The sequence below is a fragment of the Stenotrophomonas sp. 28608_Sma genome (genome assembly GCF_056486185.1).
In genome coordinates, this window is sequence record NZ_CM151308.1 from 2007975 (window position 1) to 2024833 (window position 16859).

Sequence of the window (16859 nt, forward strand, 5' to 3'; positions counted from 1 at the left end):
GCATGGCGTGGATCTACCGTGTCGACCAAGGTCGACACCCACCAGAGCAGAATGCCGTTCCGACAGATCGCGGGATCCACTCCGCCATCCCGCAGGAAATCCGCTTTTGAAGTTGCCGTTGAGGTTGCCGGCCAGCGGTCGGCACTACCGCGGGTGCCGGGTGCAGCCCGGCCGACGCCCCCAACCCGTACAATAGGCGGATGCCTCTGATTACCCTACAGAACGTCGACTTCAGCGTCGGCGGCCCGTTGTTGCTGGAAAAGGCCGAACTGTCGATCGAGCCGGGCGAACGCATCGCCCTGATCGGCCGCAACGGCGCCGGCAAATCCACCCTGCTCAAGCTGCTGTCCGGCGACCACAAGCCCGATGACGGCGAAGTCCGCGTGCAGCAAGGCGTGCGTGTCACCCGCCTGGAGCAGGAAGTGCCGCACGGCGCCGCCGGTTCGGTGTTCGATGTTGTGGCCGACGGCCTCGGCGAACTGGGCCAGTGGCTGGCCGAATTCCACCACCTCAGCCATGCCGAAGTGTTCGATGGCGAAGCCCTCGGCAACGTGCAGGCCAAGATCGACGCCGCCAACGGCTGGGGCCTGGACCAGCGCGTCAGCGAAACCCTGACCAAGCTCGACCTGGACGGCGAGGCCGAGTTCGGCCGCTTGTCCGGTGGCATGAAGCGCCGCGTGCTGCTGGCCCGCGCGCTGGTGTCCAGCCCCGACGTGCTGCTGCTGGACGAACCGACCAACCACCTGGACATCGAGGCCATCGACTGGCTCGAAGCGTTCCTGAAGGGCTGGAGCGGCAGCGTGGTGTTCGTCACCCACGACCGCCGCTTCCTGCGTGCGCTGGCCACCCGCATCGTCGAGATCGACCGCGGCCAGGTCACCAGCTGGCCGGGCGACTGGGCCAACTACGAGCGCCGCCGCGAGGAACGCCTCAACGCGCAGGCGCAGGAGAACGCCCGCTTCGACAAGCTGCTGGCGCAGGAAGAAGTCTGGATCCGGCAGGGCATCAAGGCCCGTCGCACCCGCGATGAAGGCCGCGTGCGCCGCCTGAAGGCGATGCGCGTGGAGCGTTCGCAGCGCCGCGACCTCAGCGGCAACGTCAAGATGGAAGCTGCCCAGGGCGTCAGTTCCGGCAAGAAGGTCATCGACGTCAAGGACATTTCGTTCGCCTTCGGCGAGCGCACCATGGTCCGCGATTTCACCACCACCATCATGCGCGGCGACCGCATCGGTCTGATCGGTCCCAACGGCAGCGGCAAGACCACGCTGCTGAAGCTGCTGCTGGGCGAACTGCAACCGGCCAAGGGCGAAGTCAACGCCGGCACCAACCTTCAGATCGCGTATTTCGACCAGTACCGCGCGGTGCTGCGCGAAGACTGGAGCGCGATCGAGAACGTGGCCGAAGGCCGCGATTTCCTCGAGTTCAACGGTAAGCGCAAGCATGTGCATGCCTATCTGCAGGACTTCATGTTTACCCCGGAACGTGCGCGTGCGCCGATCACCCGCCTGTCCGGCGGCGAGCGCAACCGCCTGTTGCTGGCCAAGCTGTTCGCACAGCCGTCCAACCTGCTGGTGATGGACGAACCGACCAACGACCTGGACGTGGAAACCCTGGAGCTGCTGGAAGAGCTGCTGGGCGAGTACACCGGCACCCTGCTGCTGGTCAGCCACGACCGTGACTTCATCGACAACGTGGTGACCTCCACGCTGGTGATGGAAGGCGACGGCGTGATCGGTGAGTACGTCGGCGGCTACAGCGACTGGCAGCGCTATGCGGCCAGCGTGGCGACGCCTGCTGCGGCCCCGGCAGCCAAGCCGGCGGTCGCTGCACCGGCCGCCACGGCCGCTGCTCCGGTTGCGCCCAAGCGCAAGCTGGCCTACAAGGAAGCGCGCGAACTGGAGCAGCTGCCGAAGACCATCGAGAAGCTGGAAGGCGACGTCGAAGGGCTGACCTCGGCGATGAACGACCCGTCGTTCTACACCCGCAGCAGTGCCGAAGTAACCGCGCACACCCAGCAGCTGGCCAAGGTGCAGGCCGAGCTGGATGCCGCGTACGCGCGCTGGGAAGAGCTGGAAGGCTGAGCGCCTGCCACGGCCGTCTCGCCCGGCGGTCGGCTGTGGCTTTTGATCTGATTCCGCCTTGAAGCGAGCCGAGCACCGCAGGTCCGGCGAGGGCGAAGAGGCGCGGGTGTCTGAGCGCAGCGAGCTCCCGCGCCGTCCCTCGGTGGGCCGAGGAGCGCAGGGTACCGGTGCGCAGCATCGGCTCGCGGACGGCGGAGCGTTTCTTTTGGTTACTTTTCTTTGCGCGCAAAGAAAAGTAACGCCCATGAACGCCTCAGATTGCAGCAGTCATGATCCGCGCAGCGTGGTCATTTGACCCCGTGCAGATCCCGCAGCTGGCTCGGCCGGCTGCCGAAATACGCCGCCAGATCGGCGATGTCCTGATCACTCAGGTCCTTCGCCTGCGGCGTCATCAGCGCATGCTGGCGGTCACCGGCACGGTAGGCCTGCAGCGCATGCGCCAGGTAGTCACCGTACTGCCCACCCAGCTTCGGGTAGGTCGCATCGATCGGCGCGTTGCCGTCGGCGCCGTGGCAGTCGATGCAGCTCTGGTTGGTGGCCTTGCTCTTCACCTTGGCGCGGGCTTCACCGGCGGCCTCGCGGCCCGGCGGCAGGCCGGCGGAGGATGAAGAGCCGTGTTCGCCGCTGGCATGGCCCGGGTCGGCGGCGGATTTCTCGCTGTTTTCCACCTGCGACTGTGAACAGGCGGCCAGCAGCAGGGCAACGGACAGGGCGATGGCGTGACGCATCGGATGCGCGGCTTTCGACATGGGCGGGCCTTACTTGACGGTGGACAGGTAAACAGAGAGATCGGCGATCTCCTGTTCGCTGAAACTCATCGACTGCGCCTGCATCGTCGGATGCCTGCGCTTGCCCTGGCGGTACTCGGTCAGGGCCTGGGCCAGGTACTGCTGGGTCTGGCCGCCGATCTTCGGCACCCGGTAACTGGGGTAGGCGTTCTTGTAGCCGGTGATGCCATGGCACCCCTGGCAGGTGTAGGCCAGGACACGGCCATTGTCGAAGTTGCCGGCGGGGGCGGCAGGCGCCGGGGCAGCGGCGGGAGCCGTGGCCGGGGCAGGTGTGGCAGGAGCAGGAGCGGGCTGTGCGGCGGCCCCAAGGGGCAGGAGGACGGCCAGAGCGAGACAAGCGGCGAGCGGCTGCGGGCGCATGGTGTCGTTTCCGGGGATTCGGGTCTGGTCGTTCCGGCGTGGGGTACGGAACGCCCCGAGTATAGCCCCAGGTTTCATCTAGCTGAAATGGGGGGCGGGCCGACCAGTGGCACGAAGACACCATGACCTTTGGGATATGGTGTTGCCGTGAAGTGGTGCATTACTTTGCTACCACACCTGTCCACGCATCCTCCAGGGATCTGACGATGTCGCACCCAACCTTCCTGTCCGGCCGTCGCAGCGGAATCTGCGCTGCCGCACTGCTGATCTCCACCTCCCTGCTGCTGGGCGGTTGCGCCGCAGGGCCCAATTCCGAAGCCAAGGCCGCCGAGACCAAGGAGGAGAAGAAGGTCGACGCGGTCCCGGTCGAAGTGGCCGTGGCCAGCCATCGCGCGGTCGCCGCCAGCTACACCGGTACCGCCGCGCTGGAGCCGCGTGCCGAATCGCAGGTGGTCGCCAAGACCTCCGGCGTGGCGCTGGCGGTGCTGGTCGAAGAAGGCCAGCGGGTCACTGCCGGCCAGCCACTGGTACGTCTGGACCCGGACCGTGCTCGGCTGGCTGTGGCGCAGAGCGAAGCGCAGATGCGCAAGCTGGAAAACAACTACCAGCGCGCGCAGAAACTGGTGGGCCAGCAGATGGTCAGCGCCGCCGACGTCGACCAGCTGCGCTACGACCTGGAAAACGTCCGCGCGCAGTATCGCCTGGCCACGCTGGAGCTGTCCTACACCACGGTGGTGGCGCCGATCTCCGGCGTGATCGCCTCGCGCTCGATCAAGACCGGCAACTTCGTGCAGATCAACACGCCGATTTTCCGCATCGTCGACAACTCGCGGCTGGAAGCCACCCTCAACGTGCCCGAGCGCGAGCTGGCCACCCTGCGCGCCGGCCAGCCGGTGACGCTGGCTGCCGATGCGCTGCCGGGGCAGAGCTTCACCGGCACGGTCGATCGCATCGCACCGGTGGTGGATTCGGGCAGCGGTACGTTTCGCGTGGTCAGTGCCTTCGATGGCGCCGCGCACGCGTTGCAGCCCGGCATGTTCGGTCGCATCCGCATCGATTATGACCAGCGTGCCGATGCGCTGGTGGTGCCGCGCCTGGCGCTGCTCGACGATGGTGAGCCGGCGGTGTTCCGGGTGCGCGAAGGCAAGGTCGCACGCGTTCCGGTCAAGCTGGGTTACGCCGAGGGCCCGTGGGTGGAGATCCGTGATGGCCTGGCGGCCGGTGATCAGGTGGTCACCGCCGGCAAGGTCGCCCTGCGCGACGGCACCGCAGTGCAGGTGATCGCTGATCCGAAGGCAAAGCCGAAGACGGTCGCAGCGGCCGCCAAGCCGGCAGACAAGGCCGGGAGCACGCAATGACCGCCCCGGGCCACGACCACGGTGCCTCGCCGGCGAGCGACGGCGCCGCCGCCAGCATGCGCGGCGGCCTGGTGGAATTCGCCACCCGCCGCCGCGTGACCATCGCCATGTGCACGGTCACGCTGCTGCTGTTCGGCCTGATCGCGCTGGGCAACCTCAAGGTCAACCTGCTGCCCGACCTGAGCTACCCGACGCTGACCGTGCGCACCGAGTACATCGGTTCGGCGCCGACCGAAATCGAAACCCTGATCACCCAGCCGGTTGAAGAAGCGGTCGGCGTGGTCAAGAACCTGCGCAAGCTGAAGTCGGTCTCGCGCACCGGCCAGAGCGATGTAGTGCTGGAGTTCGCCTGGGGCACCAACATGGACCAGGCCAGCCTGGAGGTGCGCGACAAGATGGAAGCGCTGAACCTGCCACTGGAGGCCAAGGCCTCGGTGCTGCTGCGCTTCAATCCGTCCACCGAACCGATCATGCGCCTGGTGCTGTCGAACAAGGTGGCGCCGACCAGCGATGCCGATGCGGTCCGTGAGCTGACCGGTCTGCGCCGCTATGCCGATGAAGACCTGAAGAAGAAGCTGGAGCCGGTCAGCGGCGTGGCGGCGGTCAAGGTCGGTGGCGGCCTCGAGGACGAGATCCAGGTCGACATCGACCAGCAGAAGCTGGCCCAGCTGAACCTGCCGATCGACACCGTCATCAAGCGCCTGAAGGACGAGAACATCAACATCTCCGGCGGCCGCCTGGAGGAGGGTTCGCAGCGCTTCCTGGTGCGTACCGTCAACCAGTTCGCCGATCTGGAGGAGATCCGCAACCTGCTGGTCACCACCCAGGCGTCGAACGGCAGCGCGGCCGACTCGGCGTTGCAGCAGATGTTCAACATCGCCGCGTCGACCGGTTCGGCGGCAGCCATCGCGGCGGCATCGGCGGCGCAGAGCGCATCGTCCGGCGGTGGTTCCAGCGTGGTCGCCAACGGTGTGCCGGTGCGCCTGAAGGACGTGGCCACCGTGCGCCAGGGCTACAAGGAGCGCGAAGCGGTGATCCGCCTGGGCGGCAAGGAATCGGTCGAACTGGCGATCTACAAAGAGGGTGACGCCAACACCGTGTCCACCGCCGAAGCGCTGCGCAAGCGCCTGGAGCAGATCAAGGGCACGTTCCCGTCCGACGTCGAGATGACCACCATCGAGGACCAGTCGCGCTTCATCGAGCACGCCATCGCCGACGTCAAGAAGGATGCGGTGATCGGTGGCCTGCTGGCGATCCTGATCATCTTCCTGTTCCTGCGTGATGGCTGGAGCACGTTCGTGATCAGCCTGTCGCTGCCGGTCTCGATCATCGCCACGTTCTTCTTCATGGGCCAGCTCGGCCTGAGCTTGAACGTGATGTCGCTGGGCGGTCTGGCATTGGCTACCGGTCTGGTGGTGGATGACTCGATCGTGGTGCTGGAGAGCATCGCCAAGGCGCGCGAGCGTGGCCTGGGCATCCTGCAGGCGGCGATCGCCGGTACCCGCGAAGTGAGCATGGCGGTGGTCGCCTCCACCCTGACCACCATCGCGGTGTTCCTGCCGCTGGTGTTCGTCGATGGCATCGCCGGACAGCTGTTCCGCGACCAAGCGTTGACCGTGGCGATCGCCATCGCGATCTCGCTGCTGGTGTCGATGACCCTGATCCCGATGCTGAGCTCGCTGAAGGGACGGCCGCCGCTGGCGTTCCCGGAAGAAGCGCCGAACGAACCGTGGCAACCGCAGAACCGCTGGCAGAAGCCGGTTGCGCTGGGCCGTCGTGGCGCCGTGGCGACCGCGCGCTGGAGCTTCTACGCGCTGGCCTGGCTGGTCGTGCGGGCGTGGCGTGGCGTGGTGGCGGTGGTCGGCCCGGTGATGCGCAAGGCCAGCGATCTGGCGATGAAGCCCTACGCCGGCGCCGAGCGTGGCTACCTGCGCCTGCTGCCGAGCGCACTGGCGCACCCGGGCAAGGTGCTGGGTGTTGCCTCGATCATCTTCGTGGCGACCATGGCGCTGGTGCCGATGCTCGGTGCCGATCTGATCCCGCAGCTGGCGCAGGATCGTTTCGAAATGACGGTGAAGCTGCCGGCCGGCACGCCGCTGAAGCAGACTGATGCACTGGTACGCGAGCTGCAGCTGGCACACGGCAAGGGCGAGGGCGTGGCGTCGCTGTACGGTGTCAGCGGCAGCGGCACCCGCCTGGATGCCAGCCCCACCGAGAGCGGCGAGAACATCGGCAAGCTGACCGTGGTGATGGAAGGCGGTGGCAATGCACGCACCGAGGCCGAGATCACCGAGCGCCTGCGTGACACCATGGGCCAGCATCCGGGGGCACAGGTCGACTTCGCGCGGCCGGCGTTGTTCAGCTTCTCCACGCCGCTGGAAATCGAGTTGCGCGGGCAGGACATGGCCACGCTGGAAGTGGCCGGCCAGCGCCTGGCGGCGATGCTGCGCGGCAACGCGCACTACGCCGATGTGAAGTCGACGGTGGAAGAGGGCTTTCCGGAGATCCAGATCCGCTTCGACCAGGAGCGTGCCGGTGCGCTGGGCCTGACCACCCGCCAGATCGCCGACGTGGTGGTGAAGAAGGTGCGCGGCGATGTCGCCACCCGCTACAGCTTCCGTGACCGCAAGATCGACGTGCTGGTGCGTGCACAGGAAGGCGACCGCGCCAGCGTGGAGAGCATCCGCCGGCTGATCGTCAACCCGGGCAGCACCCGTCCGGTCACGCTGGACGCGGTGGCCGAGGTGGTTGCCACCACCGGCCCCAGTGAGATCCACCGTGCCGACCAGACCCGGGTGGCGGTGGTGTCGGCCAACCTGCGCGACATCGACCTCGGCGCGGCCATGCGCGAAGTGCAGCAGATGGTCGCCGAGCAGCCGCTGGGTGCGGGTGTCGGCCTGCACATCGGTGGCCAGGGTGAGGAGCTGGCGCAGGCGGCGAAGTCGTTGATCTTCGCCTTCGGCCTGGCGATCTTCCTGGTCTACCTGGTGATGGCCTCGCAGTTCGAATCGCTGCTGCACCCGTTCGTGATCCTGTTCACCATCCCGCTGGCGCTGGTCGGTGCGATCCTGGCGCTGATGCTGACCGGCAAGCCCATCTCGGTGGTGGTGTTCATCGGCCTGATCCTGCTGGTCGGCCTGGTCACCAAGAACGCGATCATCCTGATCGACAAGGTCAACCAGCTGCGCGAGGCTGGCGTGGCCAAGCACGAGGCGCTGGTGGAAGGTGCGCGCTCGCGCCTGCGGCCGATCATCATGACCACGCTGTGCACGCTGTTCGGCTTCCTGCCGTTGGCGGTGGCGATGGGCGAGGGCGCTGAAGTGCGCGCGCCAATGGCGATCACCGTGATCGGCGGCCTGCTGGTGTCGACCCTGCTGACCCTGCTGGTGATCCCGGTGGTGTACGACCTGATGGACCGTCGTGGCGATGCGTATTACCGCGAACGTGGCCGCAAGCATGCCGGTGAGATCGAGCCGGGTGCAGTGGGCAGTGCGGCGGGTACGGAGGAACCGGCATGAGTGTGGCCGAGTTCTCCATCCGCCGCCCGGTCACCACCATCATGTGTTTCGTGTCGCTGGTGGTGATCGGCCTGATCGCTTCGTTCCGGTTGCCGTTGGAAGCGCTGCCGGACATCTCCGCGCCGTTCCTGTTCGTGCAGATTCCGTACACCGGCTCCACCCCGGAGGAAGTGGAACGGACCATCATCCGTCCGGTCGAGGAGTCGCTGGCGACGATGACCGGCATCAAGCGCATGCGCTCGTCGGCCACCTCCGAAGCGGCGCTGATCTTCATCGAGTTCAGCGACTGGGACCGCGACATCGCCATCGCCGCCTCCGATGCACGCGAGCGCATCGACGCGATCCGCAGCGACCTGCCCGACGACCTGCAGCGCTACAACGTGTTCAAGTGGTCCAGCAGCGACCAGCCGGTGCTGAAGGTGCGCCTGGCCAGCACCACCGACCTGACCACCGCGTACGACATGCTCGACCGCGAGTTCAAGCGGCGCATCGAGCGCATCCCCGGCGTGGCCCGTGTCGACATCACCGGTGCGCCGCCGAACGAGCTGGAGATCGCCATCGATCCGAACCGCCTCAACGCGCACGGCCTGAGCATCAATGAACTGAGCGAGCGCCTGCGTACGCTGAATTTCTCGATCTCGGCCGGGCAGATCGACGACAACGGCCAGCGCGTGCGCGTGCAGCCGGTGGGTGAGATCACCGACCTGCAGGAAATGCGCGATCTGGTGATCAACGCCAAGGGCCTGCGCCTGGGCGATATCGCCGATGTGCGCCTGAAGCCGGCGCGGATGAACTATGGCCGCCGCCTGGACGGCAACCCGGCGGTTGGCCTGGATATCTTCAAGGAGCGCAGTGCCAATCTGGTGGAGGTGTCGCGCGCGGCACTGGCCGAGGTTGAATCGATCCGTGCCGAAGCGTCGATGCGCGACGTGCAGATCAAGGTGATCGACAACCAGGGCAAGGCGGTGACCTCCTCGCTGCTGGAACTGGCCGAGGCCGGCGGCGTCGGCCTGATCCTGTCGGTGACCGTGCTGTTCTTCTTCCTGCGCCATTGGCCGTCCACGCTGATGGTGACCCTGGCCATTCCGATCTGCTTCACCATCACCCTGGGCTTCATGTACTTCGTCGGGGTGACGCTGAACATCCTGACCATGATGGGCCTGCTGCTGGCGGTGGGCATGCTGGTCGACAACGCCGTGGTGGTGGTGGAGAGCATCTACCAGGAGCGCGAGCGCATGCCGGGGCAGCCGCGCCTGGCCTCGATCATCGGCACCCGCAACGTGGCCATCGCGCTCAGTGCCGGTACGCTGTGCCACTGCATCGTGTTCGTGCCGAACCTGTTCGGCGAGACCAACAACATCAGCATCTTCATGGCGCAGATCGCGATCACCATCTCGGTCTCGCTGCTGGCCTCGTGGCTGGTCGCGGTCAGCCTGATCCCGATGCTGTCCGCGCGCATGGCCACGCCGAAGCTGGTGCACTCGCAGACCGGCGTGATCGCGCGCCTGCAGCGGCGCTACGCGACACTGCTGGACTGGTCGCTGCGCCATCGCGGCTGGAGCCTGCTCGGCATCGTGCTGGTGGTGCTGGTCAGCCTGGTGCCGATGAAGCTGACCAAGGTCGACATGTTCGGTGGCGACGGCGGCAAGGACATCTTCATCGGCTACATGTGGAAGGGCGCCTACACCTACCGGCAGATGTCCGAGGAAGTGGCGCGTGTGGAGAACTGGATCGATGCCAACCGCGAGCGCCTGCACGTCAAGCAGGTGTATTCCTGGTACAGCGAGCAGGAAGGCAGCTCCACCGTGGTCACCCTGGACGAGAAGTACGCCAAGGACATCAAGGCGCTGCAGGAAGAACTGCGCAAAGGCCTGCCGAAGTCGGCCCGCACCGACTACTTCGTTGGCAACCAGGGCGGTGATGGCGGCGGTGGCGGCAACCAGGGCGTGCAGGTGCAGCTGGTCGGCGACTCCAGTTCGATGCTGCAGGAGATCGGCCAGGAAGTGGTGCCGCTGCTGGCCCAGCGTGCCGAGCTGCGCGATGTGCGCATCGACAACGGCGAAAAGGGTGGTGAACTGAAGGTGCGCGTCGACCGCGAGCGTGCGGCGGCGTTCGGCTTCAATGCCGAGCAGGTAGCCAGCTTCGTCGGCCTGGCCCTGCGCGGTGCACCGATGCGCGAGTTCCGCCGCGGCGACAACGAAGTGCCGGTATGGGTGCGCTTCGCCGGTGCCGAGCAGAGCAGCCCGGAAGACCTGGCCGGTTTCAGCGTGCGCACCGGCGATGGCCGCAGCGTGCCACTGCTGAGCCTGGTCACCGTCGACGTTGGTTCGTCAGCCACCCAGATCGGACGCACCAACCGCCAGACCACGCTGACCATCAAGGCCAACCTGGCCGAGAAGGTCACCGCGCCGGATGGCCGCAAGGCGATGGAGTCGGTGCTCAAGCCGATGAACTTCCCGGCCGGCTATGGCTTCACCTTCGATGGCGGCGATTACGGCAACGACGACGAAGCGATGCAGCAGATGGTGTTCAACCTGCTGATCGCGCTGGTGATGATCTACGTGGTGATGGCGGCGGTGTTCGAGTCGCTGCTGTTCCCGGCGGCGATCATGAGTGGCGTGCTGTTCTCGATCTTCGGCGTGTTCTGGCTGTTCTGGATCACCGGCACCTCGTTCGGGATCATGTCCTTCATCGGCATCCTGGTGCTGATGGGTGTGGTGGTGAACAACGGCATCGTGATGATCGAGCACATCAACAACCTGCGGCGCGGCGGCATGGGACGCACCCAGGCGCTGGTGGAGGGCTCACGCGAGCGATTGCGGCCAATCATGATGACCATGGGCACGGCGATCCTGGCGATGGTGCCGATCTCGCTGACCAGTACGCAGATGTTCGGCAACGGCCCGGAGTACGCGCCGATGGCGCGCGCGATTGCCGGCGGCCTGGCGTTCTCGACCGTGGTCAGCCTGCTGTTCCTGCCGACGATCTATGCAGTGCTGGATGACCTGCGCAGTGCGGTCACGCGACTGATCCGCCGCGCGCGTGGAGTGGAAATGGTAGAGCCGGGCGCTGCCCGGCTGTAATGCACATCAACGTGTTGTGGTGTGGGGGAGGCCGGTCGTAGTGGGGCGGCCTCCCCCTTTTTTTGCCGGGCATGGCGTGCCAACCAAGGTTGGCACCTACCAGAGCGCAGTCGAGCTTGGCTCGACGCTACACGGAACAATCAACCCGCCACCTTGCCCCACACCTTGAACGTGGTCAGCCACAGGCCCAGCATGCTGCCGATGTTGGTCAGCATGAAGGTCAGCACCACGCGGGTGACGCGGTTGCGATACCAGCCCTTCAGGCTCTGCGCATCGTCGCGCAGCTTCAGGAAGTCCTCATACGCCGGCTTGCGCAGGCGCGCTTCCACCAGGGCCGAGAATGCGCCGGTCGGGATGCTCAGGCGGAACGGCTTGAACGGGGCCACCGCGATCGCGGTGAGGATGCTCAGCGGGTGACCGCCTGCCAGCAGGCAGCCCAGGCCCGCCAGGCCGCCGGTATACATCGCCCAGGTCGCCAGCAGTTCGGTGCCCACGCCCAGACCACCGCGGTAGAAGCCCACGCCGATGCCGGTCGCCACGATCGCCAGGATGCCCAGCGTGAACCACGGAATGTTGCGCTTCTTCGGCACCGCTTCCAGCCCGGCGCGCAGCGGTGCCGGTGCTTCGGTGTCGGTTTCCAGGTAGCGGGCCAGCCCGGCAAGGTGACCGGCACCGACCACTGCCAGCACCTCACGCTGCTGCGGATCGTGTTCTTCGCGCAGGCGCGTGGCCATGTAGCGGTCGCGCTCGCCGATGATGGTCTCGTACAGCGCCGGGCTCTCGCTGGCGAACTCGCCGAAGCTCGACTCCAGCATGTCGCCCTGCTTGAGCTTCTCGATCTCGTTCTCGCCCACTTCCTCGGATGAGAACAGACCTGCGCCAAGCCCGGCGACCAGCTTCAGCTTGCCGAAGAAGCCCAGCCGTTGCGAGGCACGGCGGAAGGTCAGGCCGACTTCACGGTCGATCAGGTGTACCGGCAGGTTGCGCTCACGCGCCAGTTCCACCGCGCGCTTCAGTTCGGCGCCCGGCTCGATGTCGAGCTGTTCGGCCAGGCGGCGCTGGTACGCGGACAGGGCCAGGTTGGCGGCGAACAGGGCCACGCGGCCCTTGCGGATCACTTCGACCAGATCGAGCTTGGCCAGTGTGTCCGGATCGCTCAGCGCCTGCAGGCGCTGTGGGTCCAGTTCAACGGCAACGGCATCGAAGCGGCCGCTGTCGATGGCTTTTTCCACCGCCTCGACGCTGGCGCGGGAGACGTGGGCAGTGCCCAGCAGGGTATAACGCACGCCGTCGCGTTCAACGACGCGCACCGGCTGGCCGGCGAACAGGTCGTCGGCGGTTTCGGGAAGGGTTTCGGTCATGGGTTCATTCATTGGAAGGTGCGGTGTCGGCGCCATCGCCGAGCGCGCGCTGCATCTGCACGGTATCCAGCCAGCGGCCGTGCTTGCGGCCAAGGCCACGGAACACGCCCACCAGCTCGAAGCCGAAGCGTTCGTGCAGCTTGATCGACGCGGCGTTGGTCGGTTCGCCGATCACGGCCACCATCTGCCGGTAACCACGCGCCACGCAGGCATCGATCAAGGCCTGGAGCAGGCCGGTGCCCACGCCCTGGCCCTGGAACGCGGCATCGACGTAGACCGAGTTCTCCACGGTCCACTGGTAGGCAACGCGGGTGCGGTAGGTGTTGGCGTAGGCATAGCCGGCCACCTGGCCGTCGATCTCGGCGACCAGGTAGGGGAAGCCGCGATCGATGATGTCGCGCATACGGCGCAGCATCTCGGTCGCGTCGGGGATGTCGTACTCGTAGGTGTTGACGAAGTCGGTCACTTCCACCGCGTAGATCGCGGTGATCGCGGCGATGTCGGCCGGGCCGGCATCACGGATGAGGACGGCCATGCGCGGGCTCCGGCTCAGTCGATGTAGCGCTTGAGCAGGTCACCGTACGCGTCGATGCGGCGATCGCGCAGGAACGGCCAGATACGGCGCACGTGCTCGCTGCGCTGCAGGTCGACATCGCACAGCAGCACGGTGGCGTCAGTGCCGGCTTCGGCCAGGAATTCGCCCTGCGGGCCGAGCACGTGGCTGTTGCCCCAGAACTGGATGCCCGACGCGCCCAGTGGCGATGCCTCGTGGCCGACGCGGTTGCAGCTCAGCACCGGCAGGCCGTTGGCCACAGCGTGGCCGCGGTGACTCAGCACCCAGGCGTCGCGCTGGCGGGCCTTCTCGTCCTGCACGTCGTCCGGGTCCCAGCCGATCGCGGTCGGGTACAGCAGCAGCTCGGCGCCGGCCAGCGCCATCAGGCGTGCCGCTTCCGGGTACCACTGGTCCCAGCACACCAGCACGCCGAGGCGGCCCACCGAGGTATCGATCGGCTTGAAACCGATGTCGCCCGGGGTGAAGTAGAACTTCTCGTAGAAGCCCGGGTCGTCCGGGATATGCATCTTGCGGTACTTGCCGAGCAGCGTACCGTCCTTCTCGAACACCACGGCGGTGTTGTGGTACAGGCCGGCAGCACGGCGCTCGAACAGCGAGCCGACCAGCACCACGCCATGCTTCTTCGCCAGCGCGCCCAGGCGCTCGGTGCTCGGGCCCGGGATCGGCTCGGCCAGGTCGAACTCGTCCACCGATTCGTGCTGGCAGAAGTACGGACCGTTATGGAGTTCCTGCAGCAGCACCAGCTTGGCACCCTGCGCAGCCGCCTCGGCCACGCGTGCTTCGATCACCGCCAGGTTGGCGGCGGCATCACCGTGGTTGCGCTCCTGGATCAGGGCGACGGTAAGGGGGCTGCGCGAGTTCATGCGGGGCGTTCCTGCGGGGGAAAACCTGCATGTTAGCGCGGATGGGCGGCGACGGCGTGTCGCGCGCTGAATGGGTGCTGGTAGTGCCGGCCGCTGGCCGGCAACCCCGTCAATCCATCAGGCATTGCATGGTTGCCGGCCAGTGGCCGGCACTACCCATCCTCAGGCCTTCAACAACCCGGCCGGCAGCTGCATGGTGATGCAGTGCAGGCTGCCGTTCTGCCAGATCAGCGAGCGGCAGGGCACCTGTACGATCTCGCGGCCCGGGTGCGCCTGCGCCAGCACATCGCGGGCCAGGTCGTCGGCCGGGTCGCCGTAGGCCGGCATCAGCACCGCGCCATTGACGATCAGGTAGTTGGCGTACGACGCCGCCAGGCGGCGGCCTTCGTCGATCACCGGCTGTGCCCACGGCAGCGGGAACAGGCGGTACGGCTGGCCATCCTTGGTACGCAGCGCGGCCAGCTCATTGCCCATCGCCTGCAGTTCGGCGTAGTGCGAGTCGCTCTCGTCGTCGCAGGCCTGGTAGACGATGCTGTCAGCCGAGGCGAAGCGGGCGAGGGTGTCGATGTGCGCGTCGGTGTCGTCGCCTTCCAGGTAGCCGTGGTCCAGCCACAGCACGCGGTCCTGCTGCAGCCAGTCGGCCAGGTCGGCGCTCAGGCTGGCGCGGTCGCGGTCCGGGTGGCGCTCGTGCAGGCACTTCCAGGTGGTCAGCAGGGTGCCTTCGCCGTCGGTCTCGATGCCGCCGCCTTCCAGCGCGAACGGAATGCTGCGCACCGGTGCGTCGTTGAACACGCCGGCCTGGTCGAGCACGCCCACCAGCTGGTCATCCAGGGTGGCGTCGAACTTGCCGCCCCAGCCGGTGAAGCGGAAATCCAGCAGCTGGAAGCCGCCGTCGGCACGGCGCAGGGTGATCGGGCCGGAGTCGCGCAACCAGGTATCGTCGTAGGCCGCCGTGGTGAAGTGGACCTTGTCCATGTCGATGCGGTTGGAGCGCAGCCGCATCTCGGCATAGGTCTCCACATCGTCGTCTGCCACGCAGATCAGCACCGGCTGGAAGCGGGTGATGGCCGCGACCAGCGCGATGTAGGTCTCTTCCACCTGGCCCAGGCGGTCGGCCCAGTCGGTGTCGGCGGTGGGCCAGGCAATCAGGACGCCGCTCTGGGCTTCCCACTCGGCAGGAAAACGAAGGGTCTGGTTCATGGTCTCGCTACACAGGCCCGCCCAGGGCGGGTAAAGGGATCAACGGATCGGCGGTTTCGGGCCGATTTCGTTCGGGTCCGCCTGGTTGGCCACCACGTCGATCACCTTCTGCTTCTCGAAGTAGACGGTGAACTGCGGGTACACCCAGCGGTTGATGGTCGGCCATTGCCGCTTCTGCCCGCCACGCGGCTGCAGCTGCTCGCTCGGCGCGCCGAACTGCGCCTGTACCTGCTGCATGCTCTGGCCGCGCACGGGCAGGGCACCGGCCGGCTTCTCGCGGGCACGGTCGACAAGCAGGGTATCGGCCAGCGCCGGCGTGGCGGCGGCCAGGGTGGCCATCACGGCCAGGGCGGACAGGTAACGCTTCATCTCGATCTACTCCCCAGTGGTCAAGAAAGGCGATTACAGCAAAAACGGCAGGAAAAAGCCGCATAAACAAAAAACCGCCCGAAGGCGGCTTTTTGCATCGGGTCGGCCCCGCGTAGGGCCAGCCGCAGCCGCGAAGGCTGTTGGGCTTAGCGCTGACGCGCCTTGAAACGCGGGTTCGACTTGCAGATGACGAAGATCTTGCCACGACGACGCACGACCTTGCAGTCACGGTGACGGGCCTTCGCCGACTTCAGGGAGGACAGGACTTTCATGGCATACCTCGGCGTAAACAGTAGTTGTTCGGGTGGAGCGTGGCCGCGATATGCGAAAGACAATCGGCAGTTGACGCTCGTTCAAGCCCGCCATTCTACCGGGCTTTTCCTCGTGGTTTCAAGTGGTTGCACAAAAGATCCCATTGGGGGCGTCTGACAGGGGCTAGAATGACCCCTTCACACGCTCTGGGAACCTCATGAATCCACTCGCTCCCGTCCTGACCATCGACGGCCCTTCAGGGGCTGGCAAGGGTACCATCAGCCGCATCATCGCGCGCCGGATGGGCTGGCATTACCTGGATTCGGGCGCGCTGTACCGGGCAGTGGGCGTGGCCGCGAGCTGGGCAGACATCGACACCTCTGACGCCTCGGCGCTGGTGCGCTGCACCTTCGACACCCATGTTCAGTTTGTTGAACAGGGCGAGTCGATGCGGGTCATGGTCAATGGCACCGATGCCACCGACGAACTGCGCCTGGAGACCACCGGTGCGCTGGCCTCGGCCATTGCCGCCATTCCCGAGGTCCGCGCTGCCCTGAAGGAGCGCCAGCGCGCATTCAGGGAGCTGCCCGGCCTGGTCGCCGATGGCCGCGACATGGGCACGGTGATCTTCCCGGACGCCTCCTACAAGGTCTTCCTGACCGCCAGTGCCGAGGAGCGCGCCGAGCGCCGGCATAAGCAGTTGAAAGACAAGGGGGTTTCTGTTAACTTTGATGACCTCCTGCGCGAGATCATGGCCCGCGACGCCCGTGATGCTCAGCGTACCGTGGCGCCCCTGAAGCCGGCAGACGATGCTGTCCTCATCGACACCACAGGCATCGGCATCGCAGATGTCGTTGCCAGAGTGATGGATCTGCTTCCGGTTCCGGCTGCCTGATCCGTTCGCGCGGGAGCGCTGCCAGCAGCATCGGTGGTGGTCGCGCATAGCAGTGCTGTACCAGCTCCGTCGCGCAATGATGCGTGGCGGTTTTCCTACTACACACGACCTGCGTTTCCGGGGTCGACCAACAGGCGGGCGGTCGCCATTCCCCTGA

General features: G+C 66.5%; 13 protein-coding genes. 5 read left to right on the forward strand and 8 right to left on the reverse strand.

The window, feature by feature from the left end; all coding sequences use genetic code 11:
• The first annotated feature begins 200 nt into the window (after window positions 1–200).
• Window positions 201–2081 carry an ATP-binding cassette domain-containing protein gene (locus ACZLHH_RS09445; RefSeq protein ID WP_107432025.1) on the forward strand — a complete coding sequence of 627 codons (1881 nt, stop codon included), beginning with the start codon at window positions 201–203 and terminating at the stop codon, window positions 2079–2081.
• A gap of 287 nt (window positions 2082–2368) precedes the next feature.
• Here ACZLHH_RS09445 and ACZLHH_RS09450 read toward each other — a convergent pair whose 3' ends face one another.
• Both ACZLHH_RS09450 and ACZLHH_RS09455 read right to left on the reverse strand, forming a co-directional pair.
• Entirely contained in the window at window positions 2369–2830 is a 462-nt protein-coding gene (locus ACZLHH_RS09450) for a c-type cytochrome (protein ID WP_006361215.1), read from the reverse strand.
• Window positions 2831–2839: 9 nt separating this feature from the next.
• Window positions 2840–3229: a c-type cytochrome gene (locus tag ACZLHH_RS09455; protein WP_180845198.1), complete on the reverse strand. Its 390-nt coding sequence runs from the start codon at window positions 3227–3229 to the stop codon at window positions 2840–2842.
• 206 nt (window positions 3230–3435) lie between these two features.
• On the opposite strand from ACZLHH_RS09455, the gene ACZLHH_RS09460 reads away from it, so the two are divergent.
• The 3 genes from ACZLHH_RS09460 to ACZLHH_RS09470 are packed head-to-tail and all read left to right on the forward strand — an operon-like array spanning window position 3436 to window position 11188.
• Complete coding sequence (locus ACZLHH_RS09460) at window positions 3436–4587, forward strand: efflux RND transporter periplasmic adaptor subunit (protein ID WP_149909093.1); 1152 nt, start codon at window positions 3436–3438, stop codon at window positions 4585–4587.
• Window positions 4584–8105, forward strand: coding sequence for an efflux RND transporter permease subunit (locus ACZLHH_RS09465; RefSeq protein ID WP_180845197.1), 3522 nt, complete (start codon window positions 4584–4586; stop codon window positions 8103–8105). Before ACZLHH_RS09460 ends, ACZLHH_RS09465 begins: the two co-directional genes overlap by 4 nt.
• Window positions 8102–11188, forward strand: a complete 3087-nt coding sequence (locus ACZLHH_RS09470; protein ID WP_180845196.1) for an efflux RND transporter permease subunit — start codon at window positions 8102–8104, stop codon at window positions 11186–11188. The genes ACZLHH_RS09465 and ACZLHH_RS09470 overlap by 4 nt, the downstream gene beginning before the upstream one ends.
• Before the next feature lie 140 nt (window positions 11189–11328).
• On the opposite strand, the gene ACZLHH_RS09475 is transcribed toward ACZLHH_RS09470, so the two are convergent.
• The 6 genes from ACZLHH_RS09475 to ykgO all read right to left on the reverse strand — a co-directional run bounded on the left by ACZLHH_RS09475 (window position 11329) and on the right by ykgO (window position 15827).
• The gene (locus ACZLHH_RS09475) at window positions 11329–12549 is read right to left on the reverse strand and encodes a TraB/GumN family protein (protein WP_429000448.1); all 1221 of its coding nucleotides are present in this window, start codon (window positions 12547–12549) and stop codon (window positions 11329–11331) included.
• 4 nt (window positions 12550–12553) lie between these two features.
• Entirely contained in the window at window positions 12554–13084 is a 531-nt protein-coding gene (locus tag ACZLHH_RS09480; protein WP_107432020.1) for a GNAT family N-acetyltransferase, read from the reverse strand.
• A 14-nt stretch (window positions 13085–13098) separates the two neighbouring features.
• Window positions 13099–13986, reverse strand: coding sequence for a carbon-nitrogen hydrolase (locus ACZLHH_RS09485; RefSeq protein ID WP_180845194.1), 888 nt, complete (start codon window positions 13984–13986; stop codon window positions 13099–13101).
• A 162-nt stretch (window positions 13987–14148) separates the two neighbouring features.
• On the reverse strand, window positions 14149–15186 hold the full coding sequence (locus ACZLHH_RS09490) for an agmatine deiminase family protein (RefSeq protein WP_032130076.1): 1038 nt from the start codon (window positions 15184–15186) through the stop codon (window positions 14149–14151).
• A gap of 39 nt (window positions 15187–15225) precedes the next feature.
• Entirely contained in the window at window positions 15226–15525 is a 300-nt protein-coding gene (locus tag ACZLHH_RS09495) for a hypothetical protein (RefSeq protein ID WP_227837998.1), read from the reverse strand.
• 176 nt (window positions 15526–15701) lie between these two features.
• Window positions 15702–15827, reverse strand: coding sequence for a type B 50S ribosomal protein L36 (gene ykgO / locus ACZLHH_RS09500; protein ID WP_005409283.1), 126 nt, complete (start codon window positions 15825–15827; stop codon window positions 15702–15704).
• Between the two features lie 197 nt (window positions 15828–16024).
• On the opposite strand from ykgO, the gene cmk reads away from it, so the two are divergent.
• Window positions 16025–16702: a (d)CMP kinase gene (gene cmk, locus ACZLHH_RS09505; RefSeq protein ID WP_008265652.1), complete on the forward strand. Its 678-nt coding sequence runs from the start codon at window positions 16025–16027 to the stop codon at window positions 16700–16702.
• Window positions 16703–16859: the final 157 nt, after the last annotated feature.